General features: G+C 42.7%; 21 protein-coding genes. 8 read left to right on the top strand and 13 right to left on the bottom strand.

Annotated features, from left to right (window positions below):
* Nucleotides 1-13: 13 nt before the first annotated feature.
* Genes FHX64_RS08660 through FHX64_RS08640 form a run of 5 tightly spaced genes read right to left on the bottom strand, consistent with a single transcriptional unit; the run spans nt 14 to nt 2,715 of the window.
* A complete protein-coding gene (locus tag FHX64_RS08660) occupies nt 14-517 on the bottom strand; it encodes a 4Fe-4S binding protein (protein WP_183413375.1) in 504 nt (167 codons plus the stop codon).
* Between the two features lie 8 nt (nt 518-525).
* Nucleotides 526-945, bottom strand: a complete 420-nt coding sequence (trxA, locus tag FHX64_RS08655; RefSeq protein WP_221202171.1) for a thioredoxin — start codon at nt 943-945, stop codon at nt 526-528.
* A gap of 19 nt (nt 946-964) precedes the next feature.
* Entirely contained in the window at nt 965-1,909 is a 945-nt protein-coding gene (locus tag FHX64_RS08650; protein WP_183413374.1) for an NAD(P)/FAD-dependent oxidoreductase, read from the bottom strand.
* Entirely contained in the window at nt 1,906-2,271 is a 366-nt protein-coding gene (locus tag FHX64_RS08645; protein WP_183413373.1) for a thioredoxin family protein, read from the bottom strand. Before FHX64_RS08645 ends, FHX64_RS08650 begins: the two co-directional genes overlap by 4 nt.
* A 24-nt stretch (nt 2,272-2,295) precedes the next feature.
* Nucleotides 2,296-2,715, bottom strand: coding sequence for an OsmC family protein (locus FHX64_RS08640; protein ID WP_183413372.1), 420 nt, complete (start codon nt 2,713-2,715; stop codon nt 2,296-2,298).
* A 193-nt stretch (nt 2,716-2,908) separates the two neighbouring features.
* Here FHX64_RS08640 and FHX64_RS08635 point away from each other — a divergent pair, with 193 nt between their 5' ends.
* On the top strand, nt 2,909-3,604 hold the full coding sequence (locus FHX64_RS08635) for a Crp/Fnr family transcriptional regulator (RefSeq protein ID WP_183413371.1): 696 nt from the start codon (nt 2,909-2,911) through the stop codon (nt 3,602-3,604).
* 9 nt (nt 3,605-3,613) lie between these two features.
* On the opposite strand, the gene FHX64_RS08630 is transcribed toward FHX64_RS08635, so the two are convergent.
* The gene (locus tag FHX64_RS08630; RefSeq protein WP_183413370.1) at nt 3,614-3,949 is read right to left on the bottom strand and encodes a winged helix-turn-helix transcriptional regulator; all 336 of its coding nucleotides are present in this window, start codon (nt 3,947-3,949) and stop codon (nt 3,614-3,616) included.
* Nucleotides 3,950-4,363: 414 nt separating this feature from the next.
* Between FHX64_RS08630 and FHX64_RS08625 the strand changes: the two genes are divergently transcribed.
* Nucleotides 4,364-4,801, top strand: a complete 438-nt coding sequence (locus tag FHX64_RS08625; protein WP_183413369.1) for a cupin domain-containing protein — start codon at nt 4,364-4,366, stop codon at nt 4,799-4,801.
* Nucleotides 4,802-4,907: 106 nt separating this feature from the next.
* Here FHX64_RS08625 and FHX64_RS08620 read toward each other — a convergent pair whose 3' ends face one another.
* The 4 genes from FHX64_RS08620 to FHX64_RS08605 form a co-directional block, all read right to left on the bottom strand.
* A complete protein-coding gene (locus tag FHX64_RS08620) occupies nt 4,908-6,224 on the bottom strand; it encodes a glycoside hydrolase family 28 protein (RefSeq protein WP_183413368.1) in 1,317 nt (438 codons plus the stop codon).
* 78 nt (nt 6,225-6,302) lie between these two features.
* A complete protein-coding gene (locus FHX64_RS08615; protein ID WP_183413367.1) occupies nt 6,303-6,659 on the bottom strand; it encodes a P-II family nitrogen regulator in 357 nt (118 codons plus the stop codon).
* Nucleotides 6,660-6,848: 189 nt separating this feature from the next.
* Nucleotides 6,849-8,030, bottom strand: coding sequence for an aminotransferase-like domain-containing protein (locus tag FHX64_RS08610; RefSeq protein ID WP_183413366.1), 1,182 nt, complete (start codon nt 8,028-8,030; stop codon nt 6,849-6,851).
* A gap of 283 nt (nt 8,031-8,313) precedes the next feature.
* Nucleotides 8,314-9,237, bottom strand: coding sequence for a hydrogen peroxide-inducible genes activator (locus tag FHX64_RS08605; RefSeq protein WP_183413365.1), 924 nt, complete (start codon nt 9,235-9,237; stop codon nt 8,314-8,316).
* Between the two features lie 212 nt (nt 9,238-9,449).
* On the opposite strand from FHX64_RS08605, the gene ahpC reads away from it, so the two are divergent.
* The 3 genes from ahpC (at nt 9,450) to FHX64_RS08590 (ending at nt 14,240) form a co-directional block, all read left to right on the top strand.
* On the top strand, nt 9,450-10,013 hold the full coding sequence (ahpC, locus tag FHX64_RS08600; RefSeq protein WP_183413364.1) for an alkyl hydroperoxide reductase subunit C: 564 nt from the start codon (nt 9,450-9,452) through the stop codon (nt 10,011-10,013).
* A 256-nt stretch (nt 10,014-10,269) separates the two neighbouring features.
* The gene (locus tag FHX64_RS08595) at nt 10,270-10,764 is read left to right on the top strand and encodes a TlpA family protein disulfide reductase (RefSeq protein ID WP_183413363.1); all 495 of its coding nucleotides are present in this window, start codon (nt 10,270-10,272) and stop codon (nt 10,762-10,764) included.
* An 869-nt stretch (nt 10,765-11,633) separates the two neighbouring features.
* Complete coding sequence (locus FHX64_RS08590) at nt 11,634-14,240, top strand: SusC/RagA family TonB-linked outer membrane protein (RefSeq protein ID WP_183413362.1); 2,607 nt, start codon at nt 11,634-11,636, stop codon at nt 14,238-14,240.
* A gap of 165 nt (nt 14,241-14,405) precedes the next feature.
* Here FHX64_RS08590 and FHX64_RS08585 read toward each other — a convergent pair whose 3' ends face one another.
* The 3 genes from FHX64_RS08585 to FHX64_RS08575 form a co-directional block, all read right to left on the bottom strand.
* The gene (locus FHX64_RS08585; RefSeq protein ID WP_183413361.1) at nt 14,406-14,876 is read right to left on the bottom strand and encodes a C-GCAxxG-C-C family protein; all 471 of its coding nucleotides are present in this window, start codon (nt 14,874-14,876) and stop codon (nt 14,406-14,408) included.
* Nucleotides 14,873-15,289, bottom strand: coding sequence for an acyl-CoA thioesterase (locus FHX64_RS08580; RefSeq protein WP_183413360.1), 417 nt, complete (start codon nt 15,287-15,289; stop codon nt 14,873-14,875). Before FHX64_RS08580 ends, FHX64_RS08585 begins: the two co-directional genes overlap by 4 nt.
* A gap of 169 nt (nt 15,290-15,458) precedes the next feature.
* Nucleotides 15,459-15,650: a DUF5320 family protein gene (locus FHX64_RS08575; RefSeq protein WP_183413359.1), complete on the bottom strand. Its 192-nt coding sequence runs from the start codon at nt 15,648-15,650 to the stop codon at nt 15,459-15,461.
* A gap of 415 nt (nt 15,651-16,065) precedes the next feature.
* On the opposite strand from FHX64_RS08575, the gene FHX64_RS08570 reads away from it, so the two are divergent.
* The 3 genes from FHX64_RS08570 to FHX64_RS08560 all read left to right on the top strand — a co-directional run bounded on the left by FHX64_RS08570 (nt 16,066) and on the right by FHX64_RS08560 (nt 18,827).
* A complete protein-coding gene (locus FHX64_RS08570; RefSeq protein ID WP_183413358.1) occupies nt 16,066-17,340 on the top strand; it encodes a carboxypeptidase-like regulatory domain-containing protein in 1,275 nt (424 codons plus the stop codon).
* A 63-nt stretch (nt 17,341-17,403) separates the two neighbouring features.
* Nucleotides 17,404-17,973 carry an RNA polymerase sigma-70 factor gene (locus FHX64_RS08565; RefSeq protein ID WP_183413357.1) on the top strand — a complete coding sequence of 190 codons (570 nt, stop codon included), beginning with the start codon at nt 17,404-17,406 and terminating at the stop codon, nt 17,971-17,973.
* Nucleotides 17,970-18,827 (top strand): FecR family protein, encoded by an 858-nt coding sequence (locus tag FHX64_RS08560; protein ID WP_183413356.1) that lies wholly within the window; start codon nt 17,970-17,972, stop codon nt 18,825-18,827. Before FHX64_RS08565 ends, FHX64_RS08560 begins: the two co-directional genes overlap by 4 nt.
* Nucleotides 18,828-18,839 lie beyond the last annotated feature (12 nt).

Here is an 18,839-nt window from a genome sequence, read left to right as displayed (position 1 = left end):
TTCCGAAAGAATATCATTTTCTGACTTTGTACTTCAGGCTTCCGTTGGGGCAAGCTGCCACACACTGCAAACATTTTGAACAGGTATAGCTGTTGCCCGGATTAATCTTATCCGGTTTATACAGACTGTATTTTGTCGGTTCCATGGCCACAATGTAGCATTTCTTATCGCACAGGCCACAACTCTTGCAACTGTCTGTCTTTAAGTTGATATGAAACAGAGACATCCGGTTCAGCCATCCCGAAATCCATGCGATAGGACATCCGATCTTGTGGTATTGATACATCTGCTGCACTTTCGTGTCGGGACTGAAACTCATCAGTAACTCCATGATCAATCCCATCGGACAGACCCATCGACAGAACACCTTGCCAAAGATGACGCCGAGCAAAACGCCTGCTCCCACTACATACCACAACGAGATATGAAGCATTGAAACAGTCAGATAGACGCCAATACCCAATGCAATGAGGATGTAAAACCGTTTGTTGATTAATGCTTTAGCAACTTTATTCATGGTAAAAACTATTTCACCTTGGCAATTTCCTTCAAAACAAAGTCTTTCGACTTGACACCTACAATACGGGTTACCTCTTTTCCGTCCTTAAACAATATCATGGTTGGGATACTCCGCACTTTATATTTTGTTGCCGTAGCCTGGTTGTGCTCTACATTCAATTTGCCGATCGTTACGCCTGAGGTGGCTTGTTCGGCCACTTCATTCAGGATCGGAGCCATCATCTTACAAGGCATACACCATGAAGCCCAGAAATCAACCAGCACCACGTTGTTCTTTATTTGAGTTGCAAATGTCTTATCAGACAATACCTTTATCTTCTCACTATTCGGCACATCAGGCGTGTTACGCATCTTTTGTGTTTTGTAAAAGCCGTAGCCGAATATCAGGATAAGCAATCCAACCAGTACAAGAAAAAATATGGTCATAAAAATTCTGATTAATAGATTATGAATGTGATTGTTTTCTGCGGTGCAGGTAATTGGATGCAGCCAACGCAGCCACGGTTCCTTCGCCTACAGCAGTTGTCACCTGTCGGTAGCGCTTGGCGATGCAATCGCCTGCAGCAAACACACCGGGCAGATTTGTTTCCAAATCGCTGTTCACCACAATCTCTCCCCAATCGTTCAGGGCAACCATACCTTTCAGGTTTTCAGTGTTGGCCACATAACCGATAAAAATAAAGACACCATCTGTTTTGAACGGAGTGACGGCGTTGGTTTTCAGATTCAGGATATCGACGCTTTCCAATCCGTTTTCACCGTGAAATGCCGAAATGGTAGATTCCATGATGAAACTGATTTTTGGATGCTTCTTCGCTTCTTCAATAGCATGTTCAAATGCCTGGAAATGGTCGAATTGGTGTACGATGGTCACTTTAGATGCATACTTGGTTAAAGAGACGGCTTCTTCGAGCGCTGAATTTCCGCCACCGACCACCACAATTTCCTTATCTGTAAAAAAATCTCCGTCGCATGTTGCGCAATAGGATATACCACGTCCCTTGAATTTCCCTTCTCCGGGAACTCCCAATGTACGGGGTCTTCCACCCGGAGAAAGAATCACCGCAGGAGCGCTGAAGCTTTTTCCGTCACTGAGAGTAATGGTCTTGATATCATCACCGAGACTCATCGACGCAATGTTGATGTTGGCCAGAAGATCACAACCGAAACTCTTCGCCTGCTTCTTCATGATATTTGCCAACTGGAATCCATTGATGCTTTCCACTCCGGGATAGTTGGCAATTTCATGCGTGAGAATCATTTGCCCTCCCAGGGTTCCTTCATTCAGGATAAGTGTCTTTACTCGTGCCCGCGACAAATAGATGCCTGCGGTCAGTCCGGCAGGGCCGCCACCGACCACGATGGCATCATATTGTTGTACCTCATTCATAATGTCTTCTTATTTGCAGGTGCTCCGAATTCCTTGTTTAAAATAGTCGTTACCTGCTCTTTGGTTTGAATGCTGGATGTAGCCTTTACTACTTTCCCATTTTTGTAATAGATCGTAAAAGGAATCCCCATAAAGCCTCTTACCTCAGGCAAACGGCGGATAACCACTGCTTCGGGATTATCAAACTCCATGTCAAAGAATTGTACATGTTTGTATTCGTCTTCAATATCTTCGGCAATGCCGTAAACCGGAATACACATAGGGCCCATACGGCCACAAACTACCATTACATTTTCGTTATCACTAATTGCTTTTTCCAGCTGAGCAGCTGTTTCAATGTGTTTTAAATTTGTGTACAACATAAATTTGAATATCTAATTGGTTTATTATTCGCTAATCTGAATTTCATACGTCAATGTGAGTGCCTTGCGATACGCTGCGGAAACACCACAATATTTCTCCTGCGACAGGTCGACGGCTTTTTTTACTTTTTCGGGATCGATATTTTTCCCTTTCAGTTTATAAATGATATGCATTGCTGTGTAATGTTTCGGATGTTCCTCCGTAATATCGGCAACAATATCCATATCGAATGCTTCGACCTCAACGCGCATTTTTTTCAGGATAGAAATAACATCCATTCCTGTACATCCTGCTAATGAAGCCAGCATCAGTTCTTTGGGACGAGGCCCGCTATCTTCGCCTCCTACATCCGGAAGCGCGTCCATAACAACATGATGATGACCGCTTACCAAAGCGTCAAATTTCATGTTGCCTTTCCAGCTTGTTGAAAGTGTTTGTTTCATTGTGTTTGTGTTTATAGATTATATAACCGTTGTGTTGAGTCTTACGAATTATTTACGTTGGCAAAGGTAGTAATTGCGAAAAGCGAATAAAAGCGATCCGGCAGCGGATGTTTTAACCACACAATTGAAATAGATCAATGTTTTTATTGATTTATGCCTTATCTTTGTGCGTTTTTGAAAGAAATAGAAAGAGATGAAACCGTTAATCGAAACAGACAGGGAGTTTATTTGCGACATCCAGGCGCCATGTTTTCAGATGCTTTCGGAAGAAGAAGCCGCCATGATCCGGGCCAGCAAAACGCAGGTGGTTTTTCGCAAAGGAGAGAACCTGACCAAACAGGGAACATTTGCATCGTACGTTTTGTTTATCATGAGCGGATTGGTGAAACAGTACGTTGAAGGAGACAGCACACACAATTACAACCTGCAGATTGTCCAGTCGGGCGAATTTCTTGGGCTTTCGGCAGTGTTCGGAGAGTCCGTCTATCCCTATTCGGCAACTGCGTTGACCGAAACGCAGGTGTACCTCATCGAAAAGGAGGCGTTGAGCAAAGTGGTGAAACAAAACGGAGCGTTCGCCTACACCATTATCAGACGCTATTGCGAACAAAATACCCGTTTTTTTAGCGTTGTCCGCAACCTGATCTATAAACAAATGAACGGACACATGGCCGATGCCTTGCTCTATCTTACTTCTGAAAACTTCAACGGCATAGATGTCACCGCCTACCTTACCCGTAAGGAGATTGCCGATTTCGCAGGAATCTCCACCGAAAGTGCCGTGAAGATTCTGAAGAACCTTGAAAAAGAAGGTATTGTCGATCTGACCGATAAAAGCGTCGTTATCCTCCATCGCGAACGACTGGAAGAGATCAGCAAGCACGGATAAACCGGTAGGTCATCTTGTCACTTCTTCAAAATGAGCCAGCGACCAGTCAATCAACGACTGGATGACAGGCATCAGACTTTTGCCCATCTCGCTTAACGAATACTCTACCCGGGGAGGAATCTCGGCATAAGCTTCCCGGACAATCAAATGATCTTCTTCCAAATGTTTCAGGGTACTGGAAAGCATCTTCTGCGATATATCAGGAATCGCATTCCCTATCTCCTTATACCGCATTTTCCCGTTCCGCTCAATATTCCGCAAAGTCAGCAATGACCATTTATCACTGAATCGGATCAAAACATTCCGGACGGGACAATTGGGATACCTTAAATCGAGCTCTTGCATCTTGCTTTGTTTTTAATACCCCAAAAATACAAAATATCTCCAAAAGAGAGTAGCATCCGCAACAAAGAGCAACTTTCCGGCTAAAAAAGATTAATTCTTTACTTTCCAGAGATTGATAATCAATTGATAATAAACAATTCTAACAAAATAAGTGCGTTACTAACCCGTTTGCATGAAGGGGGTTACGGATTATATATTTGTATTCTAGTTATTGATACACTGTTCGATATCTATTGAACGGAAAAAAAGGGAAAACGAAGATAAACCCTGTAAAAGTGTGCATTGCCTTATATGTATATGAATTACTAAACAGGGAGAAAAATAAGTATGAAACAAGCATATAAATTATTCACCTCTAAGAATATGATAATAAGACATGCGGGTTCCATACATTCTTAATTAAAAAACAAACGTATGAAAGAAGTAAGTGTAAAAAATTACCACACAGCGGAAGGCGAAACAATCAACAGAGGAGCCGGGAACGAATTTACCGTTAAGCCGGTGGTTTCATCCGATTATTTTACCAAATGCAAAGCCAGTTTTGTTGAAGTGGAGCCGGGTAATCAGGCTTTCGGTTACCACTATCACGAAATGAATGAAGAGGTGTTTTATATCATCAACGGCACCGGCATTGTGCGCACGGTCAAAGGAGAAATCACAGTGAAGGCAGGTGATGCCATATCATTCCCTACCGGCCCGGAAGGCACTCATGTGATCCGCAACGGTTCCGACACCGAGAAGTTGATCTATATTGATTTCGATGCTGTTAATGTTCCGGAAATCGTTCATCTCCCCGATGCCCACAAAGTAAAGTATGTTGGTCCCTATTCCAACAGTATGTTTGATGAATAACAACGAATCATCTGTTTGAGTCATAAAACAAAAGAGACTTTCATTAAGGGTGAAAGTCTCTTTTGTTTTTCTCCAGGAGGATGCAGTAATGCAATATCTTTCCGGATTATTTTATCTCTTTCCCATCGAGGAGAACCTGCGAATGGGTAACGGCGAGTTTGTTTTTTCCTTGGTTTGTTATGATTTGGCAATTCTCCATCCGGACATTGTTGGCAAAGAAGATGCCGAAAGGTTTATCAGCAACAATATGGACATTTTGCATCAGGACATTGGAAACCGGTGCTTCCGGCAATCCCCATATTAATCCGGCACGATTACCCTTTTGAGCTGTAGCCGTGATATTCTGGAAGATAATATTACGGTACACCGGAGTACGATCGGTAACAGGAGCCGAAGGATACGTTCCGGCTATCTCCGGTGTTATTTTCTGCAAGTTGCGGTATTCGCGATCCTTCGCATTATAAGAGGCATAAATCAGAATGGGAATACCCACATTCTTCATTGTGAGATTCCGGTAAATCAGGTCCTTAACTTCCCCGCCGCGATCACGGTCAGACTTAATGCGAATGCCGCAGTCGGTATTCGTAAACGTGCAATTTTCCACCGTTATATTGGAGATGCCTCCAAATGTAGGACTACCGATTGAAACCCCGTGACCATTGCCATACTTGCAGTTGATGATCAGTACATCCGATGTCCCGCCGCCACAGGTGTAATCATCGTCACCGGTACTGATATCGCAGTTTTTGATCAGAATGTGCTTTCCGGTAACATCACAGGCATCGGTGTTATGACTCGGATTGACAGGATCGGTCGATGCCGGGGCGCGAACCGTTACACCGCTCACGGTTACATTGGACGATTTCCCGCTAATGGCAATATGAAACATCGGTGAGTTCATCAGGGTGACATTTTCAATTAAAACCTTGTCACAACTATGGAGCACAATCATCCGCGGGCGTCTTGCCCCTTTGACCTTGGCATAAGGCCACCACGGACTTCCCTGCCCGTCGATGGTACCTTTCCCAGTAATGGCAATATCATGAAGTCTGGAGCCGCTGATAAAACTCCTGCCCTCTTTTAATCCGCCGGGATACCTGTCGAAAGGTAAGAATCGCAATACAGCAGCAGAATCCAGATGAAAATTCAGGTTACTGATAAATTGTAGTGGACCGCACAAATAGGTTCCTGAAGGAATCACCACGCATCCTCCCCCTGCTTTACCTGCCGCGTCAATAGCATCCTGAACCGCCTGAGTATTGTCGGTTTTATTGTCACTGACAGCCCCGTACGCTTTAATATTAAATTCCTTAGCAGGAATTGACGGCAATGTTGGAGCTACGTAGCCCGATTGAGCTTGCAGGGTCTGCCCAGTCGTAAGCAACAACCCCAACCCGATGAATAATGAATAACGAAAGTTCATGTGATTATTATTTGATTTGAAGATGAATTGATTTCTGTGATTTTACGGATTAAAACGCAAGACTGGTTATCTTAACCGTTATTCCTCCTTGTTGTATAAGGAAGTGTCTCCTTTTTCAGCATTCCTGATACGGTATGATTCAATGATATCTGATATGAAGATCTTCCCGTCGCCAATCACTCCTGTCTGTGCTGACTTGAGAATAGCATCGACTGTTTTCTGTAAATTGACATCACGTACAACAATCGTGAGTAACTGCCGGGGAATAAAACTTGTGTCATAAACTGTCCCGCGATATGAATGTTCTCCTCTTGTTATTTCATTCCCAACGCCGGTTACATCCCAGTATGAGAAGAAATCAATGCCTGCTTCACGTAAAGCTTCCTTTACTTCTCCAAACTTGGAGGTGCGAATAATCGCTTCAATCTTTTTCATAGGATAATAATTTTGAAAAGAATAGATGAAACGCCCATAACCGGAATTAAAACCTACAGCCCCATAATTAAACCTCTGTCATGCCCGTTTCATGTCAACAAAAATAGCACTTATTCTTTTGAGGTATGTATCCCTTGAAAGAATAAAAATGAGAATGGGTTCATGACTGCATAATAAACACTTAATTTGTTACATTTCCAGAACCTTTGCTAACCGGCGAACTCCTTCTTCAATCTCCGGTTCATTGGAGCAGGAGAAGTTGAGACGACAGGTATTGACATCCTCCTTATCGACATAAAAAGGATTCCCCGGCACAAAAGCCACATTTTCACGTATGGCTCTTTCAAATAAACGCATAGAACTGTGTCCTTCAGGCAAGGTGACCCATAGAAACATACCTCCTTCGGGACGGGTAAAGTGTACTTCTTTGGGGAAGCAATGCTCAAGAGCAGCCATCATGGCCTTGGCCTGTTTTCCATATGAATGACAGATCAGCGCAATATGTTCATCGATATCATAATCGGTAAGATATTGATAAATCAGCCGTTGTGTAAAGTAATCGGTATGCAGATCAGCAGCCTGCTTGGCAATCACCAGACGTTCCATCACTTCATCGGGAGCTACAATCCAACCCATACGAAAAGCCGGAACAACAGTCTTCGAAAAAGTACCCAGCAGAATGGTCTGCTCCGGCAGATAGTGATGCAACGAATGTTTAGGCGCTCCTTCGAAACGGATATCTCCATAAGGATCGTCCTCGACAAGGTAAAGCATCCTCCTTCTGCAGATATCCGATACTTTATGCCGTGTCTCTTCCGAATAGCTGATGCCAGAGGGATTCTGGAAATTGGGAATCAGGTAAGCCAACCGGGGGTTGTTGTTGTCGATTGCCTGCTCCATCCACTCTGTATCGATCCCTTCGTGTGTCATCGGAACTGTGACGAAACGGGGCCTGAAAAGTGAGAAAGCCTGGATAGCGCCCAGATAGCCTGGTTCTTCAATCAACACAGCGTCTCCTTCGTTGATAAAAATCTTTCCCAGCAAATCGAGCCCTTGTTGCGAACCGTTGGTGATCAGGATATTTTCCGGATTCACTTGAATACCCTTTCGTGCATAGCGTCCGGCGATTTTCTCACGCAGAGGCAGATATCCTTCGGTATTAGCATATTGAAGGATATTACGGTCGGAACCTGACATTAATTTGTCAGCGCTCGCCCGTAGCTCTTCTAAAGGAAACAGTTCTTTATTCGGAAGACCTCCTGCAAATGAAATCACATCCGGCGAAATAGCTACTTTCAGTATTTCACGGATAAACGATCGTGGAACTCCTTCCATACGATGGGAAAAACGGCTTGTTACAGTGGCATTCATACGACAAAAGTTATTAAAGTGAATAAAAAAAGAAGCCCCCTCCCGGCATCTGCCGAAAGGGGGTTGAAATATCTTGCACAGCAACAATAGTATCACCTTCGGCAAATCCAGGGGATTCCGACGACGGCAATAATCGCTGCAATAATGGATAAATTTATTCTCATCTGATAATCTGTTTTATGCCCGAAAGCATGGTGCAAAGATAACTGTTTTGGTTTATAAACAAAATCTTTTAGCCATTGTTGTCTTAAATCTCCAACCCTCATCTTCCAAATTCCTGCCTTTATAGTTTTATGGCAAATTTCTTCAATCTCTCGTCCAGCATATGAGTGGGAATCAATTGCTTCACACTATTGGCAACAGCATTCATCAACCCCTCGCGGACATAGTCCTGGCGGATAATCATTGATATTTCGCGCGTAGCCTCAGGACGCACAATGTTGCGGAGGTTTTTTTTCTGTTCTTCACTCAAAAAGTTGATATGTAATTCAGGAATCACGGTGTACCCTTCATTGATATCCACAATCTTCACCAAGGTGTCAATGCTTCCGGCTTCGATGGTCGATGTCTGCACCTTGTGATCACAGAAATTAAGCACCTGGTTGCGCAGGCAATGTCCCTCTTCGAGTATCCACAGGTTCTCTGTCGGCATTTCGGCAAGTGTCAGTTCTTCCTTATTATAAATGGGTTCGTTGGGAGATATATATGCGATAAACTTTTCATAGTAAAGCGGTACCTCCAATATTTTCGGATCATCCAGTGGTGTGGCAAGAATCGCCATATCGATTTCGGCATCGTGTAGCTTCTGGATGATGGTCTCTGTTCTTAACTCGGTAACCTGAAGTGCAATATCAGGATAATCCCTGCGAAATACAGAAATAAATCCCGGCAACAGGTAAGGCGCCACCGTTGGGATCATGGCCAGCATCAGCGATCCGGTCAATCCATTCTTTTGTGACACGACATTTTCTTTCAGTTGCCGAATGTTGAACAACACGATCTGGGCCTGCTGGATGATGAGTTTCCCTGCCTCAGTCGGTTCGATGGGTTGCACCGCACGGTTGAAAACAGGACATCCCAACTCGTCTTCCAGTTTCTGCACCATTGTGCTCAATGTCGGTTGTGTAACGGAACACATTTCCGCTGCGCGTACAAAATGCCTTGTCTTGTCAAGGGCAACAATATATTCGAGTTGTTGAAGCGTCATAACCAGTTATTATTTGAATAGTAGAACCAACGCCGTTGCAAAAAGTTCATTATCGCTAAGTTGTCTCTTTATGCAAAGATATATAGAAAATATCAATAACGGTATAGAAATTATCTGTTTGATTTATGATCCCCGGGGCCATACCTTTGCATCAACAAAACAGCACAAACAGTACAACTCTATATTTTTTAACCACACAAAACATTACAACTATGTCACAAATTGGAAAGCAGATTGTAGATTTCAAAGTTCAGGCTTATGTTAACGACAGTTTCAAAGAAGTAACCAAACAAGACGTTCTGGGAAAGTGGTCTATCTTCTTTTTTTATCCGGCAGACTTCACCTTTGTATGTCCTACCGAATTGGAAGATCTTGCCGACACATATGCCCAATTCCAGGCAGCCGGAGCTGAAGTCTATTCTGTATCATGCGACACCCATTTCGTTCACAAAGCATGGCATGATGCTTCGGGCACCATCAAGAAAATCAAATATCCGATGCTTGCCGATCCCACCGGCGCACTTGCCAGAAGTTTTGATGTAATGATTGAATCAGACGGGATAGCCGAACGCGGAACATTTGTTGTAAATCCAAAAGGTGAAATAGTAGCTTATGAAGTAGTAGCCGGCAACATCGGACGTAATGCAGAAGAGCTTCTGCGCCGCCTGCAAGCCTTGCAATTTGTTGCAAGCAATCCAGCCGATGTTTGTCCCGCAAAATGGAAACAAGGAGCAAAGACATTAAAGCCCGGTATTGAGTTAGTGGGCAAACTCTAACGATTCCTTTATATATTTCCCCGGGGAGAGCTGCTGGTCGGTTCTCCCCGGTTTATTTTAAAAAGATGTGCTTTGTTCAATCCTAATGAAGAATATAGTGCTTTGAAGATGGAGAATATCCGGGAATTAAGAGGTTAGAGACAGATCGGAAGTTGAGAGAGTTTTGTTATTTGGTTATTCTGTTACTCCGTCATGCAGTTATTAAAAAGGATGATGTACATTTGCATTTTGCCGTTAAATGATAAAATTCACAGCAATGACACACAGAATTCGCTATATATTGTTGATCACGTTAAGCCTCCTCTGGATCGGAAGTGTAAACCTGCATGCCGAGCAGGCAAAGATTCCTCCTTTCCGGATTACCCAAACCAACGGGGATGTTTTTTATGCCAAAGATCTTCCAGCCGGAAAACCATTGATCATTATCTATTTTTCTCCCGATTGTGCCGATTGCCTGGATTTCATGCATTCTTTTTTCCCGAAGATTCATCATTTTGACAATGCCAACATCGCCATGATCTCCTATCTGCCCCTGCAGGAAGTACAACGGTTTGCCAAACGTTTCAATGTAAAACAATACAGCAACGTAGTGATTGGCACTGAAGCTCCCGCTCTCTTTATCCGCGATTACTTCCACATTGTGGAAATACCTTTCCTGGCGTTGTATGATAAGGAGGGGAATAAAATCTGTACCTATCAGGGCAGTATCCCCCTGCATACAGTGATGACGTTGTTCAGGAAATTGAAATAAACGAACAGAAATTAATGAAGATGGGAAATTAATCCAAATTTCTCATCTTCAGATCTTCATTATCAATTATCCACGTGTCTTCTTCCCCGTATGCTTCAATGTGATTGGTCCGTTTTGAGCAAATGCGTAATGAGCAGCTACAAATAAGAATAGAACAGCAACGCATTTTGCATACGATTAATGGTTAAGCTTCAAGTAGGACGTATGGGACTTGCATGTAAAAATATCACCTTTCCCTGGTCGTAAATCTATTTACAATTATGTTTCCTCACCTGATGACTCCAAGTTTTCGGATGACTTGGAGTCAATCGATCAGAATTCAGCTAAAAGTACAAAATAAAAGAATAGAAAATTCAAAACTGGGGAGGACACAAACTTGACAGCATGTATATTTATTATACATTGTTGAATATATGTGTGTTGTAAAACATGTGTTCAAAAAAACTTGACCGTAGCACAAAAGAAGGTGTTTTGGATAAAGGGAAGATAATATGTTGGCGTAAAAAGTTTGAAAAAAGAGAGCCTGCTTTATTTCATGTGGAATCCGCAGAAAATAGAAGCAATTGACTCAATTCCTTATAGAATCCGCGGACAGCATATTGAATTCGCTTTGTCAGATATTCTATTCGTCGTATCCAATGTTTGATACGCTCTGTCAAATGTTCAGCACGTCATGTTGAATATAGAATTCGCCTGTTTACTCTTTGACAAGAGCAATGATGAGTTGCAAAAAAGGGATGAAATATGTTGTAAGAGAAAAATAAAACAGCGATCTTTGGAGAGAAAATAAACCAAATGTTAATTGCTAACGTCAGCGCCAGATCTGTTCTTCTACTTTCAAAATCGTTGGCACAAAAACTCCTATTTCTATGAGACATTTTTCGGAATATTTTTTTGTGTTTGTGATGTTATTTCTGGTTTCCGTTCACTATACAGACGGACAATCCCTGATGGTTAATGATTCGATTTCCAATACCGGGATGGTCTATCGGGTGGATGCAAAAGATTCCCCCAAAGGTGTCAATATTTCTCCTGAAGAATTGATACAAGGTCAAATACCGGGATTGCAAATAACATCCAACAGCGGTAGTCCTGAGAGTGATTTCACCATTATAAACCGGGGCATTGGTTCTTTATCAACCAGTACATCCCCTCTGGTCATTGTTGACGGCATGTTTCAATATGACAACATGATATCCCTGAATCCGGAAGATATAGAAAGCATTGTCATGGTAAAAGATGCCTCTGCCCTGCAATGCTTTGGCGATATGGCAGCCAATGGCGCTTTGATTATTACCACAAAAAAAGGGAGTGCAACATTTCATATCCGTTATTCAGGTAATGTATCCGTTTCGGAGATAGCAAAAAAAGCCGGTGTGCTTTCAGCATCAGCCTTTCGTACGCTACTAAGTCAGCAATATGCAGGCAATAAAGATGTTATTGGTCTGATGGGGAATGCCAGTACCGATTGGCAAAATGAAATTTATCAGACTGCAGTGGGGCAGGATCATCACCTGAGTTTGTCAGGAACATATAAAGGGTTGCCCTATCGGGTTTCTTTGGGTCAAACCAATCAGGAAGGTATTCTGAAAACCGATAATTACCGGCGTACGACAACTACCCTGTCGCTCACTCCTTCTTTGTTGGACAATACGTTGAAAATTCATTTGAATGTCAATGCTTCGTTTAATAATAATACCATTGCCAATACGAATGCCATTGGCAGCGCAATTGCATTCGATCCAACACAACCGGTGATGAATGGTAGTAAGTATGGGGGATATTTTACATGGATGAGTTACGGAGCTCCTCTTATGGCAGCCACAAAAAACCCTGTTGCCCTTTTGAATCAGGTGCATCAAACAGATAAAACCACACGCATTGAAGGTAATCTGGGCGCTGATTACGCTTTGCCTTTTCTTCCCGGCTTGCATATTGAAGGTAACTACGCATACGGTTATTTCAGGGAGAATTATCAGGAAACCAATGATTCGGATGCCGCATGGTATCAAACGTACGCTCCAACAGGGACAGATCATATCACGCAGAGAAATCGTCAGTTCAACCTTCAGTTGGGTTATTCAAAATCGCTGGAAGCCATTGACGGGAAACTAAATGTATTCTTTGGCTATTCTCATATGTCTTATCGATCAACAAACGATTCATATTACACTATATATCCTGCTTCAACCTCTCCCAATGCAAATTTTTCGCAACAGATCGACGAATCACATTTTACTTCGTTTACGGGAGGAGTGGATTTCACCCTGAAAGATACCTACTCGCTTTCGGCTCATGTACAAAAACATCTGGACAGTCAATTCCCCACTCATTCAAAATCTGATTGGATGTCTTCAGGCAGCTTAGCCTGGAATATGAAACATGAATCCTTTTTGCAGCATGCTGACTGGCTTAGCGATTTACAATTACGATTGAGTTACAGCAATACATGGAGTCTGAATCCACTGAATGCTTCTGCTTTATATGATTTTGTTGTATCAAATTCCACTTCCGGTGGGTTGGTACGACCTTACAATTTTGATCCAAATGTCAATCCCGAAACTGTATTGACTTATGATGCCGGAGTGGGGTTTGGAATGCTCAATCAGCGTATAACCGGAGGTGTGAATGTATATCAGCGAACTACGAATAATATAATACTCTATGTTCCTATAAGCGGCGGTTATGGGTCAACTACATACCTGTATGCCAATGATGGTAAGCTAACCAACAAAGGGATAGAACTCCATTTGGGCATCAAGCCTATTGTTTCCAAACAAATGACGTGGACTCTCAACTATTCCTTCAGTTATAACCAAAACAGACGAACGGATGCGAAATATAGCTCGGCAGGACTCTTATATGGTGCTATTTACGGAGGAACAGGAAATTATATTTTGATCATCAAAAACAATTTTCCTGTCGGATCTTTTGATGCATACCAACAAATATATGATGCCAATCATAAACCTATTGAGGGAGATTATGCTACTAATGACAATCCAATGGGCTTTCATATTGAACATCAGATATATCCAACGATCCTGATGGGGTTATCATCCAACTTCACATATAAGAAGTGGTTTCTCAATTGCTCTTTGCATGCGAATATCGGGAATTACGTATATAACAATATAGATGCCAGTGGAGGTAATTTGAGTATATTATACAACAGTTCCGGATTTCTTGAGAATGCGTCGCGTAACGTATTGGTTACGCACTTCCGGACATATCAACCTTATTCCGATTATTACATACAAAACGCTTCATTTGTGAGTATGGACAATATTTCAGCCGGTTATACCTTCGATAAGCTGTTGGATACAAAGTTAGGTGCAACCCTGTATGTTGCCGTGCAAAATGCTTTTGTTATTACCGGTTACAAGGGACAGGATCCTGAGCAGGCGACAGGTATTGAGCAAGCTTCTTATCCGCGTGCAAGAACTTTTGTGGTAGGACTTTCTGTTGATTTATAAGCGTAAAACAGGCAGTTGTCTGTTGCTGTAAAGCGCGGGGCGCTATTGCATTTGCCGCATAGCGGGTTTTTGATCAGCATGTCAGGGATGCGCGATTCGAAGCTGCCTTTTTTGCAAAAGCATATGGTTAGAAAGGAAAGACGCCGGTTTAGTCCGGGCTTTATCTCACTCACTTTCCGATGCAATCTCTTCGCCTAGAATAGTAGCTGCCACAGCAACGCACCGGCTGCATGGACGGAGTGCATAATAATGAGCATTACGATCGGAAGGCGTGATTTTGTCCGGTTGGCGTTTTATTTTCAATAGATCGGCGCAAATGTAAGATCCCATCTCCTGTTGAAATCTTTTGGCTGTGCGTTGCACTGCTTCATAATTGGCAATCTTGGCTTTTTTGTTGCTGACATCCGTCGAGGGATAATGCAATCCCAACACCATAAACATTCCGCTTACTGCTCCGCACACTTCGCGCAATCTTCCCATACCGCCACCAAATGAGGTGGCGATGCTTGCGGCTGTTTCCATATCCAGTTTATAGACATCAGCATAGGCCATCAAAACAGCCTGGGAACAGGTATAGCCGCTTTCAAAAATCTCAACTGCGCGTGCAACCCGTGCAGGTATTTCATCTTTATTCATTTGTCAGATCCGGTTTTTGCCTGAATGGCTTTTACGAGAAAGTCGGGAGGAGGACAGGGCTTCCAGTTGTCGCGTCCCACGAAAGCGAGTTCGGTTTCTGCTTCATTAATCAGTTCATTCTTTTCGTTGAAAAGCTCATAAGTAAACCACATACGTACGCCTTTCAGTTTTTTCAGGGTGGTCTTTACGGTTAACAGCTCATCATACCGGGTAGGTTTGATAAATCGGAAGTGCATCGTAATCACAGGACACATGACTCCCTGTTTTTCTACGGAATCGTAAGAGACGCCGATATTTCTCAATAGTTCCCAGCGGGCTAATTCATAATATTTTACATAGTTGGCATGATGCATGGTTCCCATCTGGTCAGTGTCGGGATACGCTACCCGGAATTGATAGTTGTAGGTAATCATAATGGTTACTGTACTGTTTGTTTTGGTTTTGAATTTATAAATATTGAGTCAATGAGTTGAATAATTGCTTTTGCGTATTGAATAGATGTTTTTTAAAGGATGATAGAAAAAGAAATTCATGCTCCGATAGCAATGGCCTACTAATTACACCAAAATTCTTTTGATGTAATTAGTACAGGTTACCAGCGCTTTTTAAGCGTTTTCCTTTTCCGGTGCCGTTTCCTGATTTACGTCGCATGCCCATACCGGTGCCAAGATGGTATGAAGTTTCTTCTCCAGCTGTGTCACGATGACATGCTCCTAAATTGCGTCCTGTTTGTTTTCCCTTTCCTTCAGGACCTGTTCCGTTCATGTGAGGCATGGTGAGTTGTTTTATTGTGATTTAACGATACAAAGGTACAATTTATTTTGAGCATTTGTTCAAAACAAAAAGAAGAATGATCGTGAATTTTTTTGTTTGTAAGCTATAGGGTACTTCTTTCCTGAAAGGTCATAATAATAGAAGTAAATGGTAGATGGAAGGAATCTGGAATTTAGCAGTTAAAGAAGTTACGGAAGTTCAGAAGTTAGAGAATCTGGAAAATTAATTCAAAATTCCCATAACAGACTGGCTTTAGACATTAGACCTTCAACTTTCGACTCTTGATTCTGTCCTTCAATCCTTCAATCTTGAACAATATTGGGCATTAAAGATGTGTAGTGTATTTTGAGAATCTTTCAGGGGTGTATGAAATATGAGTTTCCTATATCCTTTGTAACAACAAAATTATTATCTTATGAAAACAACTGATTTTGCCAGAATCGTCGGCATTGTATTGATGCTGGTTTTGGGAAGCGGGCTGCAAGCGCCTGCTCAGAACGACGACAGTTTCTTTACGGTTAGCGGAGTTGTGAAAGATGGCCATAACAAAAAGAAACTGAATTATGTAATGGTGTCCGTTCCTGGAACTAATGTGGGAACAGTGACAAACTCAGAGGGGCAGTTTACTCTGAAAATTAAACATTCATTGCAGGCAAAAGAGATCGAATTTTCGCATCTTGGTTACCTGAATGCTCATTTCGAGGCTACGGATAATGTGGAAGGGGTAACTATTTTCATGGAGCCAACATCTAAATTGCTGACCGAGGTAACAGTAAGACCCGACAATGCACGCCGCTTAGTGGAGGAGGCGATTGACCGTATCGGCGATAACTATAGCAAGAAGCCTGATCTCTTTTCGGCATTCTACCGCGAAACTGTTCAGAAAGGACGTCGTTACATTCAGGTGGCTGAAGCTGTGATCAATGTGTATAAGACCGGTTATACCCAGGGAATTGATCGAGACAGGGTGCGTATCTTTAGAGGGAGGAAGCTATTGTCGCCGCAAAAGAACGACACCTTGGCTGTGAAGCTGATGGGTGGCCCTTATTTTGCTGTATTACTGGATGTGGTGAAAAATCCTGATATACTGCTGGATAAAGAGACGCTGGGAATGTATGACTTCACAATGGAAGAGCCGGTTTCGATCAATAACCGACTGCAATATGTGATCAGTTTCAAACCTCGTGTGACAATGCCTTATGCCCTCTATTACGGCTATTTCTACATTGACCGTGAAACGCTCGCATTTACCCAGATCTCTTTCAACCTTGACATGTCCGACCTGAACAAGGCTACGGAAGTAATGTTGGTAAAGAAACCTTTCGGACTGCATTTCAGGCCTTATGAGTTTTCGTTTCTGGTCACTTACAAACAGGATCAGGGAGTCAGTTACCTGAATTATATCCGTACGGAAGCTGTCTTTAAGTGCGACTGGAAGCGCCGACTCTTCTCAAGTAAATACACGGTGGTGTCGGAAATGGTGATGACCGACCGCGATGATAGAGACGTGAAACCGTTCCCGTTTAGGGAAGCATTTACCAAGAACGAGGCATTTAGTGACAAAGTAGGGGCTTTCTTCGATCCCGATTTTTGGGGAGCTTACAATATTATCGAACCCACTGAATCGCTCGAGAACGCCGTAAGCAAGCTGAAAAAAGCAGTTTTAAAGAACAGTGAGACAAAAAAATAGCTTATCTTTGAATGATTTTTGTTCTTTCTGAAACGAAATATTAGCTTTAATTGTAATACTTGTATGCTTGATGACCTGTTCCTGATAAAACGGATAAAAAATGACGACATAGAGGCCTTTGAAAAGCTGTTTCGGCTTTACTACGCGCCTCTGTGCCGTTATGCAGATTCTTTTATCAATGACATGCCGTCAGCGGAAGAACTGGTACAGGATCTTTTTTATTATGTCTGGAAAGAACGGGAGCAGGTATCCATAGGCATTTCCGCCAAAGCTTATCTATATAGGGCAACACGCAACAGAGCATTTCATTATCTGCACCACCAGCAGATCACAGAGAACTACCGGGATGCTTTGCTCGCAGTTGCTTCCGAAACAGATCCGGTAACACCCGAAAGCGAACTGGAATATAAAGAATTGGAACAACAGTTGTTTGAAGCTTTGCAACGATTACCCGAACGTCAGCGAAGAGTTTTTTGCATGAACCGGTTTGACGGAAAGACCTACAATGAAATTGCCCCTGAATTGTCTATTTCAGTAAAAACTGTGGAAGCTGACATGACCAAGGTCTTGACTATTCTCCGAAAAGAATTGAAACATTTTTCGAATCATAACGCCTATTTTAATCCGACATGATGACCTCATCAAAACATAAGAATCAGATTCCCGATACGGATGCTGCATGGCATCTTTTGCACGACCGTCTTCACAGGGATGGATTGCTCGAAGAACAGGCAGTTGTGGTGTCGTATGCCCGGCGCTATATTGCTTTGCGATGGGTTGCGGCTGCATTTATTGCCTTATGTATTGGCACGTTTTTTCTGATCTACCTGACGCACCGTTCCGGTTCAGTACCTTTGCTTGCTGTACAGAACGGAGAAACGGAAGGGGTTCTGGTGAAAACACTTGAAGATGGGTCAACGGTATATTTGGGAAAGAATGCGTTGCTTCATTATCCTTCCCACTTTGGAACCCAAAAACGGGAAGTTTCATTGACAGGGAATGCCGTGTTTGATATTGCCCGAAATCCTGCAAAGCCTTTTGTTATTGAGACACAAAATGTTCAGGTGGAGGTTCTTGGTACTGCGTTCAATCTGGATGCGGCTTCAAACGGACAGTTCCGTCTCACCGTGCTGAGAGGGAAGGTGAAAGTGAGCGACAGGAAGAATGGAGAAACGGTATTTGTTACGGCAGGAGAATGTGTGAATGAGCAAGGATCACGTTTCTACAAAACGTTTAACCAGGATCCCTTGTTGTTTAGTCGTTTTACATCCAACCTGCGATTCAAGGATGAGCCACTGGTCAATGTTATTCGGGTGATCAATCAGATTTCAAATCATCCTGTTGTGCTTGAAGATACGTCGATGCAGGATGAAAAACTCAATGTACATTTTTATAACAACAACGTGGAGTCGATGACACGTGTCATTTGCCTGGCATTGCACCTGCAACGGGAGTTCAGGCAGGATACGATTTTCCTACGTCAGTAATCAGACTGATGC

Source organism: Microbacter margulisiae (genome assembly GCF_014192515.1).
Lineage (GTDB): Bacteria > Bacteroidota > Bacteroidia > Bacteroidales > Paludibacteraceae > Microbacter > Microbacter margulisiae.
The sequence above is the reverse complement of the archived record's forward strand: the minus strand, read 5'-3'. Positions and strand labels throughout refer to the sequence as shown.